The organism is Brucella sp. IR073 (assembly GCF_049065735.1).
Lineage (GTDB): Bacteria > Pseudomonadota > Alphaproteobacteria > Rhizobiales > Rhizobiaceae > Paramesorhizobium.
Window position 1 is genome coordinate 247,325 of record NZ_JBAKHD010000005.1, and the last position, 20,735, is coordinate 268,059.

The window sequence follows — 20,735 nt, forward strand, 5'->3', positions numbered from 1 at the left end:
TGCATCGTCACCCCGCCCCCTTCACCCATCTCCCCCTCCTAACCCACCGCCACAGCAGCAACCCCGCCACCACCGCCAGCCCCAAAAACAGCCCCGTCCATATCCCGGCGCCGCCCAGCTCCATATGAAACGCCAGCCAGGCGCCCAGGGGCATTCCTATGCCCCAATAGCCGATGGCGGCGTAGATCATGGGCATGGTGGTGTCGTGGAGGCCGCGCAGGTTGCCGCTGCCGACCGCTTGCGCGCCGTCGGCGATCTGGAAGAGGGCGGCGAAGGCGAGGAAGGTGATGGCGTAGCGGATGACCTCCGCATTGTGGGGGTCGTTGAGATCGATGAAGCCTGATATGAGGAGGCGGGGGGCGAGCAGCATCAGCAGCGCCGTCAGCACCATGAAGCCGACGCCGAGGGCATAGGCGGTCCAGCCGGTGAGGCGGACGCCGTCCTGATCGCCCGCGCCGAAGAAGCGCCCGACGCGCACCGTCGCCGCCTGGCCGAAGCCGAGCGGCACCATGAAGGCGATGCCGCTGATCTGGATGGCGATGGCGTGGGCGGCAAGCTCCGCCGCGCCGATAAGGCCCATCAGCAGGGCCGCGCCGTTGAAGAGCGCGACTTCGAAGACGACGATCGCGGCAATTGGCAGGCCCAGCCGCAGGATTTGCCAGAGGCGCGGCCAGTCGGCATTCCAGAACCGCCCGAACAGGCGATAGCGGCGGAATTGCTTTTCCCTGAGCACGACGATGGCGAGTCCGGCGAACATCAGGACGTTGGAGAGCGTCGTGGCGAGCCCCGCGCCGACCACGCCCATGGCGGGAAAGCCGAGCTTGCCGAAGATAAGGCACCAGTCCATCAGCGCGTTGAACGGCACGGCGATGAGCACGACGATGGTGGCCCAGCCCGGCCGCTCAAAAGCCGTCACATAGGAGCGCAGGACGATATAGCCATAGAAGGGCAGGATGCTCCATTGCAGCGCGCGCATGTAGCGGCCCGCCTCATGGGCGAGGTCCGCCTTCTGGCCCATCAGCAGCAATATCTCTTCCGTGTGCCAGAGGATGAGCCAGAGCGGCAGGGAGATCATGATCGAAAGCCAGAGGCCCTGCCGCACGGTGCGCCTGACCTCGCGCACCGAATGGCGGTTGGTGCCCAGCTCCTTCGCCAGCATGGGCGAGGTGGCGAGCACCAGGCCCATGCCGAAGAACATCGGCGTGTAATAGAGGTTCGAGCCCAGCGCGCCGGCGGCAAGCGTATCCGGGCTCAGCCATCCCATCATCATGACGTCGGTCGCCGTCATCGCCGTCTGCGCCAGGTTGGTGAGGATGATCGGCCAGGCGAGGGCCAGCATGGCGCGCGCCTCTTCCCAGAAGGAGTTGGCCTTGATCAAGCGCGCTTCGGTCATGGGAGTCATTTATTCAAACCGCAAAAAGCCCGTCAGGGGGACGGGAGAAAATCAGGGGAGTAGGGGAATAAGGGAATATGGGAGTAAGGGGAATAAGGGCGAGGGGGACTTGTCCCCGTACTCCCTTACTCACCTATTCCCTTACTCCCCTTTCAATACGACGCCTCGCTCGCGCATTCGCGCGGTCATCGTTGCCATGGAGCCGCCGAGATTGATGCCACGGCTGGCGTTGAGGAGCACCGTCACGCCGAAACCCTGCTCCACAGCGTCGAGCGCCGAATAGGCGACGCAGAAATCCGTGGCGAGGCCGGCCATAGTCAGGCGCTTTATGCCGCGTTCGCGTAAGTATCCTCCAAGGCCGGTGGGGGTGACGTGGTCGTTCTCGAAGAAGGCCGAATAGCTGTCCACCTCCTTGCGGAAGCCCTTGCGTATCACCAGCTCCGCGCGGGTCCAGTTGAGGCCGGGGTGGAATTCCGCGCCATGGCTGCCCTGCACGCAATGGCTCGGCCAGAGCGTCTGTTCGCCATAGGGCATTTCGACCGTCTCGAACGCCTGTTTGCCGGGATGGCTGATGGCGAAGCTGGAATGGCCTTCGGGGTGCCAGTCCTGCGTCAGGATGACATGGTCGAATTCGCGCATCAAGCGGTTGAGTTCGGGCACGATCTCGTCGCCGCCGCTGACAGCCAGCGCGCCGCCGGGGCAGAAATCATTCTGCACATCGATCACAACCAGCGCTTCCTCGGCCATCCTATCCTCCTCGCGACGCATTTTCTTTTTGAAAAAGACAGGTGCGCCAGAAACACGGTTTCGTCAACTGACAGCATGCCTCAGGAGGATTTTTGCATTGCCTTCGCCCGGTAAAGAAAGCTACGACATGCGGCCAGTTTCGAAATGCCCGCATGGGAGGAAAGAACGCCATGAAACGCTCCGAAATCAACGAAATCATCCGCGAAAGCGACGCCTTCATCCGCTCCTTCGGCTATGTCATGCCGCCTTTCGCCTATTGGTCGCCCGAGGAAATGAAGGCGCGCACGGCTGACGATGCGGCGGCGATCCGGGATGCGCGGCTCGGCTGGGACATCACCGATTACGGCCAGGGCAAGTTCGCCGATCTCGGGCTCTTCCTCTTCACCACGCGCAACGGCAATGCGGAGGATTTGAAGAAGGGCACCGGCATGCTCTATGCCGAAAAGATCATGATCTCGCGCAAGGACCAGCTTTCGCCGATGCACCGCCATATCGTGAAGGCGGAGGACATCATCAATCGCGGTGGCGCGACCCTGACGCTGGAGCTCTTCAACTCGCTTCCCGATGGGAGCATCGATGAAGAAACGGACGTGACCGTGGCGACCGACGGGCGTCTGCGCACGCTGAAGGCGGGCGGGCTCCTGAAGCTTCAGCCGGGTGAGAGCGTCACGCTGCTGCCGGGCAATTGGCATGCCTTCTGGGGCGAGGGGGGCGACGTGCTGATCGGCGAGGTCTCGACGGTCAATGACGACCTGACCGACAATATCTTCCGCGAGAAGATCGGCCGCTTCTCGACCGTCGAGGAGGATGTCGCGCCTGTGCATCTGCTGGTGTCCGACTACGACAAATGGCTTGCCTGACGGTTTGCCGACATATCGAAGCCGGGTGCCATGCCCGGCTTTTCTTTTTCAATCTATCTGGAGGAGTTTGCGATGGGATGGGAACCGCGCGCTGAGCGCTATGAAACCATGAAATACAATCGCTGCGGATTGAGCGGCCTGCAGCTGCCGGCGATCTCGCTGGGGCTCTGGCACAATTTCGGCGACGACACGCCGCATGCGACGAAGCGGGCGCTCTGCCGCACGGCGTTCGATCTGGGTATCAATCATTTCGACCTTGCCAATAACTACGGCCCACCGCCCGGATCGGCTGAACTCGCCTTCGGGCAGATCCTGCGCGAGGATTTCAGGGGCTATCGCGATGAGCTCATTATCTCATCGAAGGCGGGCTATCGCATGTGGCCGGGGCCCTATGGCGAATGGGGCAGCCGCAAATATCTCATCGCCAGCTGCGACCAGAGCCTGAAGCGGCTGGGCGTCGATTATGTCGACATATTCTATTCGCACCGCTTCGATCCCGAGACGCCGCTGGAGGAAACCATGATGGCGCTCGACCATATCGTGCGCTCGGGCCGGGCGCTCTATGTCGGCATCTCCTCCTATAATTCGAAGCGCACGCGCGAGGCGGCGGCGATCTTGAAGGAACTCGGCACGCCCTGCCTGATCCATCAGCCGAGCTATTCCATGATCAATCGCTGGGTGGAAGATGACGGGCTCATCGACACGCTGGAGGAGCTCGGTATCGGCTCCATCGTTTTCTCGCCGCTGGCGCAGGGGATGCTGACCACGAAATATTTGAAGGGTATTCCCGAGGACAGCCGCGCAGCGCAGGGCAAGTCGCTGCGGACGGAATTCCTCAACCCGGAGACCATCGAGCGCATTCGCGGCCTCAACGCCATTGCCGAACGGCGCGGCCAGACGCTGGCGCAAATGGCGCTCGCCTGGGTGCTGCGCGGCGGCCGCGTCACCTCCGCGCTCATCGGCGCGAGCCGTCCGGAGCAGATCGAGGATTGCGTGAAGGCGCTGGAGAAGCTTGAATTCACCGAGGAAGAGCTGCGGGAGATCGACGCACTCGCCCGGGATGCCGACATCAATCTCTGGGCCGCTTCGGCAGAGCGGACAGGGCCGGCGCGCCAGCATTGATCATGTTTCCAGCCTGCCGCTGGGTGACTGGCGGCAGGCTGGCCTTGGCAAAGTTTGCCAAAATATGCCATAATGCGGGAAAAGGAGATCGATATGGCGACGATGAACATTTCCCTTCCCGATCCAATGAAGGAATGGGTCGAAGCGCAGGCCGAAACGGGCCGTTATGCGAATGCGAGCGATTATGTGCGGGATCTTATCCGGCAGGATCAGGTGCGCAGAGAGAAGATCGCGAATATGCAGCGTGTCGTGGACAGGGCTATTAAAAGCGGGGTCAGCACTATGACAATGGATGAGATTTTTGAAGAAGGGGTTAGGCGAGCTGGCATATCGCGCGATACCTAATCATGGGGTATCGTCTTTCATCCGAAGCAAAGGAAGACCTCATAGGTATAGCCGAGCAGGGCTCGAAACTATTCGGCTATGCGCAAGCCAAAAAATATTACCAGGAACTTAGAAGAACTTTTAAGCTGATCGCCACCAATCCCCGTATGGCGCGTGAGCGGCATGAGATTTCGCCGCCAGTACGTGTGCATCCGCACAAAGGGCATTTGATAATTTACCGCATCGACGAGAATGGCGATGTTTTGATCCTCGCGCTGCGGCACGCCCATGAAGACTGGACGGGCGAGAGTGTTCAATAAGCGAAACCCTCAATCCACCTTCGTCACGGATTTCTTCTCATTGGCAATCAGCCAGAGATTGCGGACGTATATCAGCAGCCCCATGCCCTGGCCGGCGATGAAGACCGGGTCCTGGCGCTGGATGGCGTAGACGAGAAGCAGCGCGCCGCCGACGAGCGAGAAGAACCAGAAGGCGACCGGTACGACGCTGCGCTTGGCCTTTTCCGACGCGATCCATTGCACCACGAAGCGCATGCTGAAGCAGGCCTGCGCGACGAAGCCGAGGATCACCCAGGCGTCCAGCTGCTTGACGAAGACGTCGTGGAACCAGTCGGCGAGATGGGCGAATAGATCAGCCATGGGTAATTTCCGTCACATGCGGCACGGTTTTGCGGCGGCGGCGCAGCCACCACACGCCATAGAGATCGAGGATGCCGCGCGCCGCGCGGTCGAGAATGCCATAATTGGATTTGCCATGGCGGCGCTCGCGATCCACCACATCGACATGGACGACGCCGTAGCCCTCGCGGATCACCAGCGCGGGCAGATAGCGGTGCCAGCCGTCGAAGAAGGGCAATTGCCGAAAGAGGCTGGTATGCACGGCCTTGAGGCCGCAGCCGGAATCGCGCGTATTGTCCTTGAGGATGGCGTTGCGCAGATTGTTGGCGAGCCGGGAGGAGATTTGCTTGAGCTTCGTGTCTGTGCGCTTCAGGCGCTGCCCGGCGGCGATGCCGGCAGATGGGCCGGCCTTGACGAGCGCGTCGGCAAGCTGCGGCAGATAGGCGGGGTTGTTCTGGCCGTCGCCATCCATGGTCACGACGATATCGCCCTTGGCTGCGAAGACGCCGGAGCGCACGGCGGCGCTCTGTCCGGCGGAGCGGTCATGACGGATATGGCGCAGCGGCAGGCCGGCCGCGATGCGCTTCGCCAGCACATCGCCGGTCGCGTCGGTGGAGCCGTCGTCCACGACAATCACCTCATAGGCGCGGCCCCGCATGGCAGCGTCCACCTCGTCGAGCAGGAAGGCGAGATTGTCGGCTTCGTTCCGGCAGGGAATGACCACCGAGATCATGGTTCCAGTCAATATCCAAATCCTTCGGGATGCGGGGGTAAGTACCGCCCAGCCGAATAATGCGCGGGTGAATAGCACCGAAAATAGCGCATTGCCACAGAAGAAGTTGGGAGTGAAGCAGGGGAGCTACCGTTTTTCCCTGATCTGCGTCAGCGTTTTTGCGGGGGTGATCGCCTCCGGATCGAGCCTGATCTCGATGATCGACGGTTTGCCGCTGGCTTTGGCGCGCAGGAAGGCGGGGCCGAAATCCTCGGTCCGTTCCACCGTTTCGCCATGGCCACCGTAGGCGCGGGCGAGGGCGGCGAAATCTGGGTTGCCAAGCCTGGTGCCCGAAACGCGCCCCGGATATTCGCGCTCCTGATGCATCCTTATGGTGCCGTACATGCCGTTGTTGATGACGAGCACGATGATCGGCCAGCCATATTGCACAGCTGTGGCGAAGTCCTGCCCATTCATAAGGAAGCAGCCGTCTCCCGCGAAGCAGACGACCATGCGGTCAGGATGGAGCGCCTTCGCGGCGACGGCGGCGGGGAGGCCGTAGCCCATCGAGCCGGAGGTCGGCGCGGCCTGCGTGCCATAGCGGCGGAAGCGGTGGAAGCGATGCAGCCAGGTGGCGTAATTGCCCGCGCCATTGGTCATGATGGCGTCTTCGGGCAGGTTCGCTTCGAGCCAGGCCATGATCGGGCCCATGGCGACCGCGCCGGGGCCGGTTTCAGGCGGTGTCGACCATTTCAGATAGGCGGCGTGGGCGGCAGACGCCTCGCCCGACCATGGCAGGGGGCCGAGGGGCGGCAACGCATCGGCAGCCTCCGCGAAGGCGTCGGGCGCGGCGTTGATGGCGAGGGCCGGGCGGTAGACGCGGCCCAATTCTTCCGGGTCGGGATGGATGTGCACCAGCTTCTGGCGCGGATAGGGGCTGTTGACAAGCGTATAGCCGGAGGAGGGAACCTCGCCGAACCTGCCGCCGACGAGCAGGATGAGATCGGCATTCTTTATCCGCTCGGCCAGTGCCGGATTGATGCTAAGGCCGATATCGCCGGCATAGTTCGGATGCAGGTGATCAAACAGCATCTGGCGGCGGAAGGAGCAGCCGACGGGCAATTCCCAGCGCTCGGCAAAGCGGGTGATGCGGGCAACGGCTTGCGGGTTCCAGCGTGAGCCGCCGAGGACCATGAACGGCGTCTTCGCGGTTTCGAGCAGCGTGGCGAGATCCTTCATCGCGGCGGGAGAGGGCGCGGTTTCGACCGGCTTCCAGGATTGCGGAGCAGGGGCATCGGCCTCTTCGGTTAGCATGTCCTCCGGCAACGCCAGTACGACGGGGCCGGGCCTTCCCGACGTCGCGACCGCGAAGGCTCGGGTGATGAATTCGGGAATACGCGCGGGATCGTCGATTTCGGCGACCCATTTGGCCATGTCCGCGAAATGGCGGCGGTATTCTACCTCCTGAAACGCCTCGCGCTCGCGCGCATCGCGTGCGACCTGTCCGATGAACAGGATCATCGGGGTCGAATCCTGCATGGCGACGTGAACGCCGGGGGAGGCGTTGGTGGCGCCGGGACCGCGCGTGACGAAGCAGATGCCGGGCTTGCCGGTGAGCTTGCCCCACGCCTCGGCCATCATCGCCGCACCGCCCTCCGCGCGACAGACGGTGACGGCGATATCGGCATCATAGAGCGCATCGAGCACGGCGAGATAGCTTTCGCCGGGCACGCAGAACAGCCGCTCCACGCCATTGGCGGCAAGCGCTTCGACGACCAATTGTCCGCCGGTTTTCATATGTGTTCCTCCCGGTTCAATTCATCTAATACCTCTTGCGTGTGCTCGCCGAGGCGCGGCGAGGGGCGCTCATAGGTGAGCGGGCTTGCCGACATCAGAATGGGGCTGCGCACTGAAGGGATGGTGTTGCCGCGGCCATCAGGCAGATCGAGGCGCAGGCCGCGGGCGAGTATCTGCGGATCGGCGAACATCTCGCCGATGCGGTTGATCGGCCCGGCGGGAACACCATTCTCAACGCAGGCATAGAGCAGGTCGGCGCGGGTGCGCTTCGCCGTTTCAGCGCTGATCGCCGCCGTCAGCGCGGCGCGGTTTTCCAGCCTTGCGCGGTTGGTAGCGAAGCGGGGGTCTGCGGGGAAACTATCCAGCCCCAGGATTGAACAGAGGCGAGCGAACTGACCATCATTGCCGACGGCGAGGATCAGGTGGCCGTCTGATGTCGGCACCACCTCGTAGGGCGCGATGTTAGGATGCGCGTTGCCCATGCGGTTGGGGCTGTTGCCGCTCACGAGATAATTCATCGCCTGATTGGCCATCACGGCGGATTGCACATCGAACAGCGCCATGTCGATCCATTGGCCCTCGCCGGTTTTTAGTGCGTGGATAAGCGCCGCCTGAATGGCGGTCGCAGCGTAAAGGCCGGTGAAGATATCGGCGACGGCGAGGCCGACCTTCTGCGGCTCGCGGTCCGGTTCGCCGGTGACGGACATCAGGCCCGACATGCCCTGGATGATGAAATCATAGCCCGCCTGTTTCGCATAAGGACCGGTCTGGCCGAAGCCGGTGATCGAGCAATAGATAAGGCGCGGGTTGAGCCTTTTCAGGCTTTCATAATCGAGGCCATATTTCGTGAGGCCGCCGACTTTGAAATTCTCGATCACCACATCGGCGGTGCGGCAGAGGGCGCGGACGGTTTCCTGTCCCTCCGGCGTGGTGAAGTCGGCAGTGATCGACCGCTTGCCACGATTGCAGGAATGGAAGTAAGCGGCGGAGAGGTTTTCGCCATCCGCGCCGGTGACGAAGGGAGGCCCCCATCCGCGCGTCTCGTCGCCACCATCAGGGTTCTCGACCTTGATCACATCGGCGCCGAGATCGGCAAGAATCTGTCCGGCCCAAGGCCCCGCCAATACGCGCGCAAGTTCGATCACCCGGATACCGGAGAGAGGGGCTTTGGACATGGCGGCTTTCTCTTTCATGCTCTTTTCATTCACGCCCGGTTGCCATCATTTTTGAATGATCTGGCTCAACCAGGCGATAAAATCCTGCGTTATCCCGTCACGGTTGATGTCGTTCAGGCTTTCGTGGCGGGTGCCGGGATAGATACATTCATGTATGTCGGTAAATCCCATGGCGCGCAGCCGCCGGGCCAATGCCGCTACGGCCTTGCCATTATCCGTCGCTGGGTCCTCTTCGCCGCCGACGAGGTTGAACGGCAGGGCGCGGGGAATATTGCCGAAATTACGGTCGTCCGCGCCCTGAAAGACGAGGCGGAAGACGTCGATCCATAGGCTGACCGAGGCGTCCCAGCCGCATTTGGAGTCGGCGAAATAGGCGTCCACCTCGCCGGGGTCGCGGGAGAGCCAGTCGAAATCGGTGCGGGCACTCGGGATTTTGCGCGCCCATTCGCGGAAGGTGAGCTTGGGCAGGATGCGGCTCGGCACGTCGGAGCCGATGAGCATTCTCTCCGCTGCGAGGATGAGTTGTGCCAGTTTGCCCGCTGCACCGGCGGAAAAATTGGCGTTCCAGATGGCGGCAGCATCGATGGTACGGGGATGTTTCAGGACGTAGTTGAGCGCGATCAACCCGCCCATGGAATGGCCGAAAAGGACGACCGGCAGGCCGGGATTGGCGGCGCGGATATGGGCGTTGACGGCGGCGACATCGGCGATGACCTTCTGCGTTCCGCCGCGGGATGCAAACATGCCCTGCGGCGCGTCCGGCGCCGTGGTTTCGCCATGGCCACGATGGTCATGGGCATAGACATGAAAGCCTGCTTGTCCGAGCTTTTCGGCAAAGCGGGCATAGCGCGCCGAATGCTCGGCGAGGCCGTGATTGATATGGACGACGCCGCGCGCGCCGCCTTCGGCCAGTTGTTCGCGCAGGCAAAGGCTCGCGCCGGAAGGCGAGGCCAGGAATTCCGCCGTTTGGAAAGGCACGCCAGTTCCTCCTGATGACGCCATCAACTTGACGATCTGACGATCCAATAGTCAATTGGCGTTCTGTCATGATGTCGTCCTATGCAGGCATGACCTCAAATGCCTATTTTTTAATCTTAATCATGTTCTGCAATATTTTTTTGCAAAACCGCTTGCTAATTTTAAAAAGCTGCGCAAAACTGACCTTGGAATTTGGTTGAGAACGGCATTGCTGGGGCTGGCGGGCTATCGGGTGTTCTTTTCAACAATTGAAAGACTGATCGGAGATTGGGGCCGCTGTCCTTGTCTCGACGGGGAGGTTTTGCCTTCAACCTTTTACATGCCGCCCAAGGAAGAGAGGAAGCTTCCGCAAGCGGAACCAGAGGGGAGACCGGGTGACGGAAATATCCGCACCCGGTTTCGCACTTTTCGGGGCGGACGTTTTCTCAATCATTGCCCCCACCTGCCATTTCGCTTACATACGGCGCAACGGATTTTCCCTCACAGCGGAGACGACGCGCGCGATGGCACGCCAATTCATTTATCACATGGCCGGGCTCAACAAGGCCTATGGCAACAAGAAGATTCTCGAAAACCTGCATCTTTCCTTCTACCCGGACGCCAAGATCGGCATTCTCGGCCCGAACGGCGCGGGTAAATCGACGGTCCTGCGCATCATGGCGGGAATCGACAAGGAATATACCGGCGAAGCCTGGCTCGCAGAGGGCGCGACATGCGGATATCTGCCGCAGGAGCCGGAGCTCGACCCGTCCAAGGACGTGCTCGGCAATGTCATGGAGGGCGTCGCCAAGAAGAAGGCGATCATCGACCGCTACAACGAACTGATGATGAACTACTCCGACGAGACGGCGGAAGAGGGCGCGAAGCTGCAGGACATCATCGACAGCCAGAATCTCTGGGACCTCGACAGCCAGGTCGAGATGGCGATGGAAGCGCTGCGCTGCCCGCCTGCCGATGCGGACGTGACCAAGCTTTCGGGCGGTGAAAAGCGCCGTGTGGCGCTGTGCAAACTGTTGCTTTCGCAGCCGGACCTCTTGCTCCTCGACGAGCCGACCAACCATCTCGATGCCGAAACCACCGCTTGGCTGGAGAAGCATCTGCGGGAATATCCGGGTGCGGTGCTTATCATCACCCACGACCGCTACTTCCTCGACAATGTAACGGGCTGGATCCTCGAACTCGACCGCGGCCGCGGCATTCCCTATGAGGGCAATTATTCCGCCTATCTCGACGCCAAAGCCAAGCGTATGGCGCAGGAAGGCCGCGAGGAGGCCGCCCGCCAGAAAGCGCTGGAGCGCGAACGGGAGTGGATATCGGCAAGCCCCAAGGCGCGGCAGGCCAAGTCCAAGGCGCGCATTAAGGCCTATGACGAGCTGGTCAAGGCGGCGAATGATCGCCGCCCGGGCGAGGCGCAGATCATCATCCCCGCTGGCGAGCGGCTGGGGCAGGTGGTGATCGAGGCGGAGGGGCTGACCAAGGCCTTCGGCGACCGGGTGCTGATCGAAGGGCTCGACTTCAAGCTCCCGCCCGGCGGCATTGTCGGCGTGATCGGGCCGAACGGCGCGGGTAAATCGACGCTGTTCAAGATGATCACCGGGCAGGAAAAGCCGGATTCGGGTTCCATCCGCGTCGGCGATACGGTGCAGCTCGGCTATGTCGACCAGAGCCGCGATCATCTCGACCCGAACAAGACGGTGTGGGAAGAGATTTCCGGCGGCAATGACATCATCAAGCTCGGCAAGCACGAGATGAACAGCCGCGCCTATTGCGGCGCATTCAACTTCAAGGGCGGCGACCAGCAGCAGAAGGTCGGCAATCTCTCCGGCGGTCAGCGCAACCGCGTGCACCTCGCTAAGATGCTGAAGAGCGGCGGCAATGTCATCCTGCTCGACGAGCCGACCAACGACCTCGATACGGAAACGCTTTCGGCACTGGAAGACGCGCTGGAAAACTTCGCTGGCTGCGCTGTTATCATCTCGCACGACCGCATGTTCCTCGACCGTCTGGCGACGCATATCCTTGCCTTCGAAGGGGACAGCCATGTGGAATGGTTCGAGGGTAATTTCGAGGAATACGAAGCCGACAAGATCCGCCGGCTGGGTCCGGACAGCGTCAACCCGAAGCGGGTGACGTATAAGCGGCTGACGCGATGATTTGACGTTCGTTGCTATTCCCGCTCCTTTGCTGTACATGTATAGCAAAGGAGCTTTCCTATGTTAGCGTTACGATTGCCTGCGGATATTGAAAAACGTCTCGATGACTTGGCGAAGACGACAGGGCGGACGAAAAGCTATTACGCACGCGAAGCGATCCTCCGTCATCTTGAGGATATGGAAGACCTCGCCTTGGCAGAGGCGCGTCTGGCCGAAGCAGGAGAGCGTTTGTCTTGGGATGAAGTTAAGCGGCGGCTTTTTGACGATATTCAATCCTAGCGCCGGATGTCATCGATGTGGCGGGTTGAATTCGATGACCAAGCTTTCAAAGACATCAAGAACTAAGCAAATCCGACCGCGAACGTATAGCCGATTTTATCGACAATCGAATTCTTGGACATGACAATCCGAGACGGCTTGGCTCTTCTTTAACCGGAAAATTCAAAGGCATTTGGCGTTACCGCGTTGGAGATATCCGCATCCTGGCGAGGATAGAAGACGCTGTATGCATCGTTCTGGTCGTGGGTGTCGGGCATCGCGGTGATATTTATGACAGGCAATGAAAGCGACGAGATTGAAAGACTGGTCCGCCGCGCAATATTTGAAATTCGAGGACGAGCGCAGCCGTCCGGCGCGTGATCTTCTCGCACAAGTGCCGCTCGGGGCACCGCGCAAGATCGTGGATATCGGCTGCGGGCCGGGCAATTCGACCGAGCTTCTGGCGGAGCGCTGGCCGGAAGCGGAGATTTTCGGCTTCGATACCTCCCCCGACATGATCGAGAAGGCGAGGGCGCGGCTGCCGGGGCTTCGCTTCGAGCTTGCCGATGTGGCGAAGTGGACGCCGGAGAGCGACACTGATCTTTTGTTTTCGAACGCCGTGTTCCAGTGGCTGCCCGACCATATCGCTGAATTCCAGCGGCTGTTCGATGCCTTGAAGCCCGGCGCGGTTCTGGCTGTGCAGATGCCTGACAATCTCACCGAACCGACGCACAAGCTGATGACTGAGGTGGCACGCGATCCGCGCTGGGTCGACCGCATTGGGGCGAAGGCGCGCGATCCGTTGCCGCCCGTTTCAGCCTATTACGATGCCCTTTCGCCCAAGGCGGCGCGCCTCGACATCTGGCATACGATTTACAACCACCCGCTGGAAGGGGCTGAGGCGGTGGTCGAGTGGGTGAAGGGGACGGGCCTTAGGCCATTCCTCGACGTTCTGGATGAGGCCGAGCAGGCGGACTACCTTGCCCTTTATATGGCGCGCATCGCCGAAGCCTATCCGCTCGCCCGCGATGGCAAGGCGCTTTTGCGCTTCCCGCGCTTTTTCCTCGTGGCGCAAAAAGGCTGATCCATCAGAATTTTTCGTGCGTCTATCAGAACCACGCGATGGTAGGAGCGGCCCGGTTGGGGTAAATCGCAAGAACGAAACCGGAGGAGAGCACCATGACCGATCTGCTATCGCCGCTTGAGGATAAGGCTCGTCCGGAGATCGTTCCGGGCCGCAGGATTTCGGGAACGGTTGCGGGCGTGTTCAACGCTCTCCACGGCCATTTCGGCACCGAGGCGAAGGACGCGCTGGAACTGACCTTCGAGGGCGCCCGCGGCGACTACCATGCCGGGTTGACGCGCAAGTCCGGCGGGCGCGAGCCGTGGTATCCGCGCGGCACCGAGATCCGCAACGAGCGCCAGCTTTCGCTCGTCGCGCCGGATGAGCTCGCAGCAATTGCGGCGGGGCTTGGCATTGCCGAAGTCCGGCCCGAATGGATCGGCGCCAATATGCTCATCGAGGGCATCCCGTCCTTTTCGATGCTTCCGCCGCGCACGCTCCTGTTCTTCGAGGGCGGGGTGACGCTGAAGGTGGACGGGCAGAACGGCCCCTGCAAGATCGCCGGGAAGAGGCTGGCGGAGAATGCCGGTGTTGCCGATGTGACGGCGGTATCTCTGGAATTCGTCCGGGTGGCGAAGCGGCTGCGCGGGCTGGTGGTCTGGGTGGAAAAGCCCGGAACGGTGAAGGCGGGCGAGAAGGTCGAGGCTCGGGTGCCGGAGCAGTGGATCTATCCGGGGTGAACGGGCTGGTTTTATCGCTTTTCGATGGAACAGGGAGAACCGTCACCGGAAATGAGGCTCGTGACGGTGATTTCATCGCTTAGCTTCGTGGCTGGCGTCATTGGGTTTGGGATTGGTGCGGTATGATATACATGATCCGTACCGATGCAGGTTCTGAGGTGACGCCTATTTCTCCATCGGGAGCGAATGACGAGCCGCCGCCTCCACCGCCGGGGCCGGACGCATATGTGGCGGTGGGCACTCCCCCACCGCCGCCACCATAATAGCCACCGCCGCCGCCGGCTCCCATACCGAAGTATCCGTTATGACCATTGTACCAGACTCCGCCATTGCCGCCTTGGCCCAAGCTTCCTGCCGTGCCGCGTTCAAAGCCACCCTCTCCACCGGCAATTAACGTACCAGCTCCACCTCCTGTCCCACCCGGTTGGTCAGGAGGGGAATCCTCTCCAGTTTTGCCCGCGCTTCCAGCGGCGCCCCCATCGCCGCCCGCCGCATTGCAAATGCCGTTGCAAGAGGATCCGCCCCCACCGCCGCCACCAGCGACAATGAGCCTGCTATTCAAAGATTCCGGCAGCGAGGCTGAAATAATGCGCACATCAGAAGCGCCGCCGCCTCCACCACCCATGCCTCCGGCGTCGGTTTGGGGTTGGGCCGACCCGCCGCCGTTCCAGCCACCGAGGCAACGAACGGGAGGATTTGCCAATTTGTTGCATTTTGAGGGATCAGTCGTAGGAGTTCCACCGACCTCCACATGTAATGTTGAACCAGGCGTGACCGAAATGAGGGTTCGGGCATATCCGCCGAGGCCCCCCGCGCCAGATTGTAAATAATTATGGATTGCATCTCCAGCAGCACCCGCTGCGCCAATCGCAGTAATGTCAAGCATGTGCACTCCCTGAGGGACCTGAAAGCTTTGTTCGTTGCCGGTGAAGGTGTAAACACAAACCACGCGAGTAGGCTCATCGTAAGGATGACGGCATGGGGGTTGTAGCTCATCGGCCTGGGAAAAAGCAGATGTGAACAAGCAGGCGGGAGCTGCCACAAGAAATGTTCGGATTTTCATGGGAATACCTTTGTGGAAGAAAATCATATTCGGTTGAGTATATTTAACTTATACACCTTTTAATTGTATAATCTTGTACTGTTGGTCATTTTGGTAAAGGAAAAATTAATAATGTCACTTGCGGGTGACTTTATATGCCTGCCTCCTCATCCGCCTCCAGCCACCTCGTCGCCCGCCATTCCGTCAGCTTGGCGTTGACGGCGTCGAGCACGAAAAACCGTGCAGAATCCTTGTCATAACCTTCGTCACGCAGCGCGTCGTAATCGGTGTGAGCGTGGCGGATGTGGGCGACCGTGGCCAGCCAGACGGCAGTGGAGGGCGGTAGGGTCTTCATGTGTGGGGCCAGGGCCGCGGCGCGGATCGGTTCGGAATCCGCATAGGGCACGCCGGGAAGAAGCGCGGTCAGGGCCTTGCCGATGGCGCGCTGGCGCGCGGTGCCTGTGCTCATTTTTTACCTCTTGTTGTGCTTCGTTTCGTTTCATGGCCTTTTTTGCTTGCGCGCTTTTCTATTTTCACATAAACATATCTTTATGTCTTTTGCATAAATATCGCATCGGTCCAAATGCCCATGAGCAATGCCAGTCTCCATCTCGACCCCATGGTCGATACGCTGAAAGCGGCGGCAGAATCCAGCCGGTTGCGCATTCTGGCGCTGCTTTCGCGCGGCGATCTGACGGTATCGGACCTTACTTCCATTCTTGGCCAGTCGCAGCCGCGTGTCTCACGCCATCTGAAATTGCTCTATGAAGCAGGGCTGATCAACCGCTCGCAGGAGGGTGCGTGGGCTTATTTCCGGCTTTCGGACGATGGCATCGCCGGTGCGCTCGCGCGCGCGCTGATTGCCCGGCTCGACAGCGCCGATCCGCTGCTGGAGCGGGATCTGGAGCGGTTGGCGGCGGTCAAGACACAGCGGCAGGAGAGGGCGGCGGCCTATTTCAGCGCCAATGCGCAAAGCTGGGACCGCATTCGCCTGCTGCATGTCTCGGAAAGCGCGGTGGAAACGGCTTTAAAGCGCATCGTCGGTAAGACGCCGTTCCAGGCCATGCTCGATGTCGGTACCGGCACCGGGCGGCTGCTTGAGCTTTTCTCACCGCTTTATGTGCGCGGGCTCGGTATCGATATCAACCGCGACATGCTGACGGTGGCGCGCGCCAATCTCGACCGCGCCGGCATTACCAATGCACAAGTGCGGCAGGGCGATGTCTATGCGCTTCCGGTGGACCGGGAGAGCTTCGACCTCGTCACCATCCATCAGGTGCTGCATTTCCTTGAAGACCCGCAGGCGGCGATCCGCGAGGCGGCGCGGGCGCTCAGGCCCGGCGGGCGTCTTCTTATCGTCGATTTCGCGCCGCATACCCTCGAATTCCTGCGCGAGGAGCATGCCCATCTGCGCTTGGGATTCAGTGATGAACAGATGCGCGGCTGGCTCGGCGAGGCGGGGCTTGCGCTCGATGAAGCCCAGGATCTGGAGTCGAAGGGCGGCGATGCCGGGCTCACCGTGAAGCTCTGGCTTGCGCGTGACCCGCGCCTTCTGATCGCCGACCCCGTTGCTTCCCCAAATGAGACGGAGCGTGTTTGATGAGCATTTTCGGACTTTCCCGCCGTTCCGATATCGGGCAGGCAATCCGCGTCTCCTTCGAATTCTTTCCGCCGAAAACGGAGGAGATGGAAGCGCGTCTTTGGGAGACGGTCACGCGGCTGGCGCCGCTGAAGCCCGAATTCGTTTCCGTCACCTATGGTGCGGGCGGTTCGACGCGCGAGCGCACGGCGCGCACCGTGGCGCGTATATTGAAAGAAACCGATGTGACGCCTGCCGCGCATCTGACCTGCGTCGATGCGACCAAGGAAGAGGTGGATGCGGTGGTGCGGGAGTTTGCCGCCCTCGGCATCAAGCGCTTCGTGGCGCTGCGCGGGGACCCGGCAGCAGGCATCGGCGAACAGTACCGCCCGACGCCAGGGGGCTATCTTAATGCCGCCGAGCTGGTGGCTGGCCTCAAGGCTTTCGCCGATTTCGACATTTCCGTTTCCGCCTATCCGGAGAAACATCCTGAAAGCCCCGACTTCGCCACCGATATCGACATGCTGAAGCGTAAGGTCGACAATGGCGCGACGCGGGCGATCACCCAATTCTTCTTCGACAACGATCTCTACGAGCGCTATGTGGAGAAGGTACGCCGCGCGGGTATCTATATCCCCATCCTGCCGGGCATTCTCCCGATCCATAATTTCAAGCAGGTGGTGAATTTCGGCTCGCGCGCGGGCACGCATATCCCCGCCTGGCTTGCCGAGCGCTTCGACGGGCTCGACAACGACCCTCAGACGCATATGCTGGTTGCCGCAGCCGTCGCCGCCGAGCAGGTGCTGGATCTGGTGGAGCGCGGTGTGCAGGATTTCCATTTCTATACGATGAACCGGGCGGATCTCGTCTTCGCCATCTGCCACATGATCGGCATCCGTCCGCACAAGCGGGACGTCGCCGGGGCCAAGCTGGCGGGCGCGGCCGCATAATATGAAAAAGCCCGGACGCTATGCCGGGCTTTTCCTTTTTGTTTCCCAAGGGGATTGAGGACCCTCGACCCGCAGTCTCCGCCTCTCCCGTTAGCAGCATTTGTGCGACGCCAGGCTTCGCCTGACTGCAAATGCTCAGGGGATGAGGCCCATTACCATCGCACCCAAAAATGCGAACGCTGCACAGATCATCAGGACATTCAGCGAACGTGTAAGTCCCATCGGTCTGCCTCCTTTCAGACGCCGCGGCTCCTTGCGGCGTTGGGTTAACGAGGGGGAATCTATGCCCAGTCGAGCCATAAAAAAAGCGGAATTCGTGTTGCCAAATAGCGACGATGGGGAAAATTTTTCGTTTTATAGAGCTAAATTATTGAAAAACAACGTTTACTTCAGGTGTTCACTTTTTGTGAACCGTAGCCTCCAGGCGGCCGAAAATCCGAATTTTGCCATTTTCGAATATGCTTGCCTTCGCTTGTGTTGGAGGCAGGTCGCGACGACTCAGATGACAGTCCCGTGACGGCTCTTTTAAGCACTTCGTAATACACATTGCCTAAAAACCGGCATGAACGGCGCGCGGCCACCGGCATGTCTTCTCTCCAAACATGCGGCAGATCAATTGCAACGGTAGCAGCGCGAGGCATGATGCCGTCCTGCCAAGCCGACTTCCCATCGGCATGTCTCATGTCCCACCCGTTTCATGGCTTTTCAGGCATGTCTCAATCCCGGATCGAAACAACCCCGTCACCGGCTGAGGAAGCGATCGATATCCCGACGGAGTTCGACGATGTGCGCTATATGCTGCATTGCTGGCAGGCGGCGCGCATCAACACGTCGCTGCCCTCCTATGAGGATTTCACGCTCGGCAATATGGGGCGCTTTGCCGATGAGATCGCGGTGATTCATTGCCTGCCGGGCAAGCCCGCGCGGATGCTGCGCGCCGGCAAAAGGGTGCGCTCTATCATCCGTCTCGGCGAGGGGGCGGTCGATTTTCTGGATGTCCCTTATGTCTTCCGACAGGCCATCGCTTCGGCCATCGGCCGCTCGCGCCTTGCCGGCAGCCCCAGCCTTGCGCTCTGCCGCTGGCTGATCGAGAACAAGGTCTCGACGGTGGAGATCGTGGCCTTTCCGCTTTCCTGCCGGTGGAGCGGGGAATATTTCCTGGTCATGACACGCCCGCGCAAGGCGCAGTTGAATCTGCCGCGGCTGCTGATCGACGCCTCGCAGCAGGGTATTCTCGGTCTCTCTCCGGTGCCGGGCGAGGACGGGATGCCGCGCGATTTCTTCGTCCTCAGCATCAACGAGGCCGCCGCGCGCTTCCTCGGAGGCGAGCCGGAGCATTTGCAATTCACGCTTCTCTCTCAGGCCTGTTCACGCCTCGGCATCGTGACGCCTCAGCCGATGCTGCGCGCGGCGCTGGGCGCGCCGGTCGAGCCGTTCGAGCTGACCTATGAGCTGCACGGCAATCCGCTGGCGCTGCAGGCCGGGGTGAATTTTGCCGACGGCATTCTCGTGGTGACGCTGACCGATATCCGCGAGTTCAAATCCCGCGTCACGCTGTTCCGCTCGCTCTTCGACGACAATCCGGCGCCGATGTATGTGCGCGCCCATGGCGAGGAGGGCTTTCTCAATGTAAACGAGGCCGCGCTCAGGCTCTACGGCTATGAGAGAGAGGCCTTTCTCAAGCTGAGCGTGGCGGACCTGTCGATCGAAGGATCCGAGGAGGATGCCGCGTCGTCGGCGGCGGGGCTGAAGCATCGCACCGCCGATGGTCGAACCCTCGATATCATCGAATATACGAGCGAGGTGATGGTCGAGGGCAGGCCCGCAACGCTCTCGACCATCATGGACATTACCGAGCGCCGCCGCGCGGAGGCGCATGTCACCTATCTCGCCCATCACGATCCGCTGACCGGCGCGGCGAACCGTACGGTCTTCACCCGCGAAATCGAGCGGGCGGCGGCGAAGCTTGCCGATGGCGGGCGGGCCTTCGGCGTGCTGATGGTCGATCTCGACGATTTCAAGCTGGTCAACGATACGCTCGGCCATGCGGCGGGCGACGCGGTGCTGGTGGAAGTGACGAAGCGGCTGAAAAAGCGGCTGCGCGAGGGAGATATCGTGGCGCGGCTGGGCGGCGACGAGTTTGCCGTGCTTGCGCCGGGGCTTGAATCGCGCGAGCAGATCGAGGTGCTCGCGCGCCGCATCAGCCAGGAATTGGCGCTGATATCGAGTGTGGAGGGATGCCCGGTGCGCATCGGCGCCAGCATCGGCGGTGCGGTGGCCCCGGCGGACGCGACCGAGGCGGACGATTTGCTGCGCTGCGCCGACCTTGCCCTTTACCGCGCCAAGGGTTCGCTGAAAGGCGAAGTGCGGTTTTTCGAGCCGGAGATGGATGCGCAGGTCTCGAACCGCCGCGCGCTGGAAATGGATTTGCGCAATGCCGACCCGGCCGAGCAGTTCGAAGCGCACTTCCAGCCGATCATCTCGGTGCAGACAGGAAAATTATGCGGCTTCGAGGCGCTGATGCGCTGGCGGCATCCCTCACGCGGCATGGTGTCTCCGGGCGAGTTCATTCCCATCGCAGAGGAAACGGGGCAGGTGGACCGGCTCGGGCGCTGGATGCTGCGCGAAGCCTGCTGTCAGGCCGCTTCATGGCCGGACCCGCTGATGGTGGCGGTGAACGTCTCCCCGGTGCAGTTCCGCAGCGGTGGCCTGTTCGAAGCGATCGACGAGGCGCTCCGCTTAAGCGGGCTCGCACCAGCGCGGCTCGAAATCGAAATCACCGAATCGGTGCTGCTCGACGACAGCGCCGACAATCTGGCCTTGCTGCGCCAATTGCGCGACCGCGGCGTGCGCATTGCGCTCGATGATTTTGGCACCGGCTATTCCAGCCTGCATTATCTGAAGCAGTTCCCGTTCAACCGGCTCAAGATCGACCGCTCCTTCGTGCGCGAGATCGAGAACAGCCCGGAATCTCTCGCCATCGTCCGCGCGATCATCGGGCTCGGCGCGAGCCTCGGTATCGACACCACGGCGGAAGGCGTGGAAACCGCCGCTCAGCTCGAAACGCTGCGGGCGGAACAGTGCGGAGAGCTGCAAGGCTTCCTGTTCAGCCCGCCGGTCGCGCCCGGCAATGTAGGCGCGATTATCGGCGCGTTCTTCGGTGAGGAGAAGAAGGTGGCGTGAGACTAAGAGTGAGATAGCGCA

At 61.3% G+C, this 20,735-nt stretch carries 22 protein-coding genes; 12 read left to right on the forward strand and 10 right to left on the reverse strand.

Annotated features, from left to right (window positions below; genetic code table 11):
- Positions 1-7: 7 nt before the first annotated feature.
- Together ACOWVG_RS13100 and pncA are read right to left on the reverse strand one after the other, a co-directional pair.
- Complete coding sequence (locus ACOWVG_RS13100) at positions 8-1,393, reverse strand: MATE family efflux transporter (protein WP_420962665.1); 1,386 nt, start codon at positions 1,391-1,393, stop codon at positions 8-10.
- A 141-nt stretch (positions 1,394-1,534) separates the two neighbouring features.
- On the reverse strand, positions 1,535-2,140 hold the full coding sequence (gene pncA / locus ACOWVG_RS13105) for a bifunctional nicotinamidase/pyrazinamidase (protein ID WP_420962666.1): 606 nt from the start codon (positions 2,138-2,140) through the stop codon (positions 1,535-1,537).
- Positions 2,141-2,310: 170 nt separating this feature from the next.
- Between pncA and ACOWVG_RS13110 the strand changes: the two genes are divergently transcribed.
- The 4 genes from ACOWVG_RS13110 to ACOWVG_RS13125 all read left to right on the forward strand — a co-directional run bounded on the left by ACOWVG_RS13110 (position 2,311) and on the right by ACOWVG_RS13125 (position 4,766).
- Complete coding sequence (locus ACOWVG_RS13110; RefSeq protein WP_188824663.1) at positions 2,311-3,000, forward strand: D-lyxose/D-mannose family sugar isomerase; 690 nt, start codon at positions 2,311-2,313, stop codon at positions 2,998-3,000.
- A 72-nt stretch (positions 3,001-3,072) separates the two neighbouring features.
- Positions 3,073-4,122 (forward strand): L-glyceraldehyde 3-phosphate reductase, encoded by a 1,050-nt coding sequence (mgrA, locus tag ACOWVG_RS13115; RefSeq protein WP_420962667.1) that lies wholly within the window; start codon positions 3,073-3,075, stop codon positions 4,120-4,122.
- Positions 4,123-4,215: 93 nt separating this feature from the next.
- Complete coding sequence (locus ACOWVG_RS13120; RefSeq protein ID WP_420962668.1) at positions 4,216-4,467, forward strand: type II toxin-antitoxin system ParD family antitoxin; 252 nt, start codon at positions 4,216-4,218, stop codon at positions 4,465-4,467.
- A gap of 2 nt (positions 4,468-4,469) precedes the next feature.
- The gene (locus ACOWVG_RS13125; RefSeq protein ID WP_420962669.1) at positions 4,470-4,766 is read left to right on the forward strand and encodes a type II toxin-antitoxin system RelE/ParE family toxin; all 297 of its coding nucleotides are present in this window, start codon (positions 4,470-4,472) and stop codon (positions 4,764-4,766) included.
- A 9-nt stretch (positions 4,767-4,775) separates the two neighbouring features.
- Here ACOWVG_RS13125 and ACOWVG_RS13130 read toward each other — a convergent pair whose 3' ends face one another.
- The 5 genes from ACOWVG_RS13130 to ACOWVG_RS13150 form a co-directional block, all read right to left on the reverse strand.
- Complete coding sequence (locus ACOWVG_RS13130) at positions 4,776-5,105, reverse strand: lipid-A-disaccharide synthase N-terminal domain-containing protein (protein ID WP_420962670.1); 330 nt, start codon at positions 5,103-5,105, stop codon at positions 4,776-4,778.
- Complete coding sequence (locus tag ACOWVG_RS13135; RefSeq protein WP_420962904.1) at positions 5,098-5,817, reverse strand: glycosyltransferase family 2 protein; 720 nt, start codon at positions 5,815-5,817, stop codon at positions 5,098-5,100. Before ACOWVG_RS13135 ends, ACOWVG_RS13130 begins: the two co-directional genes overlap by 8 nt.
- Positions 5,818-5,943: 126 nt before the next feature.
- A complete protein-coding gene (locus tag ACOWVG_RS13140) occupies positions 5,944-7,593 on the reverse strand; it encodes a thiamine pyrophosphate-binding protein (protein ID WP_420962671.1) in 1,650 nt (549 codons plus the stop codon).
- A complete protein-coding gene (locus ACOWVG_RS13145; protein WP_420962672.1) occupies positions 7,590-8,768 on the reverse strand; it encodes a CaiB/BaiF CoA transferase family protein in 1,179 nt (392 codons plus the stop codon). The genes ACOWVG_RS13140 and ACOWVG_RS13145 overlap by 4 nt, the downstream gene beginning before the upstream one ends.
- 45 nt (positions 8,769-8,813) lie before the next feature.
- The gene (locus tag ACOWVG_RS13150; protein ID WP_420962673.1) at positions 8,814-9,746 is read right to left on the reverse strand and encodes an alpha/beta fold hydrolase; all 933 of its coding nucleotides are present in this window, start codon (positions 9,744-9,746) and stop codon (positions 8,814-8,816) included.
- Positions 9,747-10,249: 503 nt separating this feature from the next.
- On the opposite strand from ACOWVG_RS13150, the gene ettA reads away from it, so the two are divergent.
- The 5 genes from ettA to ACOWVG_RS13175 all read left to right on the forward strand — a co-directional run bounded on the left by ettA (position 10,250) and on the right by ACOWVG_RS13175 (position 13,960).
- Positions 10,250-11,899: an energy-dependent translational throttle protein EttA gene (ettA, locus tag ACOWVG_RS13155; protein WP_420962674.1), complete on the forward strand. Its 1,650-nt coding sequence runs from the start codon at positions 10,250-10,252 to the stop codon at positions 11,897-11,899.
- Positions 11,900-11,959: 60 nt separating this feature from the next.
- Positions 11,960-12,178: a type II toxin-antitoxin system RelB family antitoxin gene (gene relB / locus ACOWVG_RS13160; RefSeq protein ID WP_420962675.1), complete on the forward strand. Its 219-nt coding sequence runs from the start codon at positions 11,960-11,962 to the stop codon at positions 12,176-12,178.
- An 86-nt stretch (positions 12,179-12,264) separates the two neighbouring features.
- A complete protein-coding gene (locus ACOWVG_RS13165; protein WP_420962905.1) occupies positions 12,265-12,462 on the forward strand; it encodes a type II toxin-antitoxin system RelE family toxin in 198 nt (65 codons plus the stop codon).
- A gap of 11 nt (positions 12,463-12,473) precedes the next feature.
- Positions 12,474-13,241: a trans-aconitate 2-methyltransferase gene (gene tam, locus ACOWVG_RS13170; protein ID WP_420962906.1), complete on the forward strand. Its 768-nt coding sequence runs from the start codon at positions 12,474-12,476 to the stop codon at positions 13,239-13,241.
- Positions 13,242-13,336: 95 nt separating this feature from the next.
- Positions 13,337-13,960 (forward strand): MOSC domain-containing protein, encoded by a 624-nt coding sequence (locus ACOWVG_RS13175; protein ID WP_420962676.1) that lies wholly within the window; start codon positions 13,337-13,339, stop codon positions 13,958-13,960.
- A 97-nt stretch (positions 13,961-14,057) separates the two neighbouring features.
- Here ACOWVG_RS13175 and ACOWVG_RS13180 read toward each other — a convergent pair whose 3' ends face one another.
- Complete coding sequence (locus tag ACOWVG_RS13180) at positions 14,058-15,050, reverse strand: glycine rich domain-containing protein (protein WP_420962677.1); 993 nt, start codon at positions 15,048-15,050, stop codon at positions 14,058-14,060.
- 103 nt (positions 15,051-15,153) lie between these two features.
- The gene (locus ACOWVG_RS13185; protein WP_420962678.1) at positions 15,154-15,471 is read right to left on the reverse strand and encodes a DUF2293 domain-containing protein; all 318 of its coding nucleotides are present in this window, start codon (positions 15,469-15,471) and stop codon (positions 15,154-15,156) included.
- A 120-nt stretch (positions 15,472-15,591) separates the two neighbouring features.
- Here ACOWVG_RS13185 and ACOWVG_RS13190 point away from each other — a divergent pair, with 120 nt between their 5' ends.
- Together ACOWVG_RS13190 and metF are read left to right on the forward strand one after the other, a co-directional pair.
- A complete protein-coding gene (locus tag ACOWVG_RS13190) occupies positions 15,592-16,602 on the forward strand; it encodes an ArsR/SmtB family transcription factor (protein ID WP_420962679.1) in 1,011 nt (336 codons plus the stop codon).
- The gene (gene metF, locus ACOWVG_RS13195; protein WP_420962680.1) at positions 16,602-17,531 is read left to right on the forward strand and encodes a methylenetetrahydrofolate reductase [NAD(P)H]; all 930 of its coding nucleotides are present in this window, start codon (positions 16,602-16,604) and stop codon (positions 17,529-17,531) included. Before ACOWVG_RS13190 ends, metF begins: the two co-directional genes overlap by 1 nt.
- 389 nt (positions 17,532-17,920) lie before the next feature.
- On the opposite strand, the gene ACOWVG_RS13200 is transcribed toward metF, so the two are convergent.
- The gene (locus tag ACOWVG_RS13200; RefSeq protein ID WP_420962681.1) at positions 17,921-18,214 is read right to left on the reverse strand and encodes a hypothetical protein; all 294 of its coding nucleotides are present in this window, start codon (positions 18,212-18,214) and stop codon (positions 17,921-17,923) included.
- 28 nt (positions 18,215-18,242) lie between these two features.
- Between ACOWVG_RS13200 and ACOWVG_RS13205 the strand changes: the two genes are divergently transcribed.
- Positions 18,243-20,714 (forward strand): putative bifunctional diguanylate cyclase/phosphodiesterase, encoded by a 2,472-nt coding sequence (locus ACOWVG_RS13205; RefSeq protein ID WP_420962682.1) that lies wholly within the window; start codon positions 18,243-18,245, stop codon positions 20,712-20,714.
- Positions 20,715-20,735 lie beyond the last annotated feature (21 nt).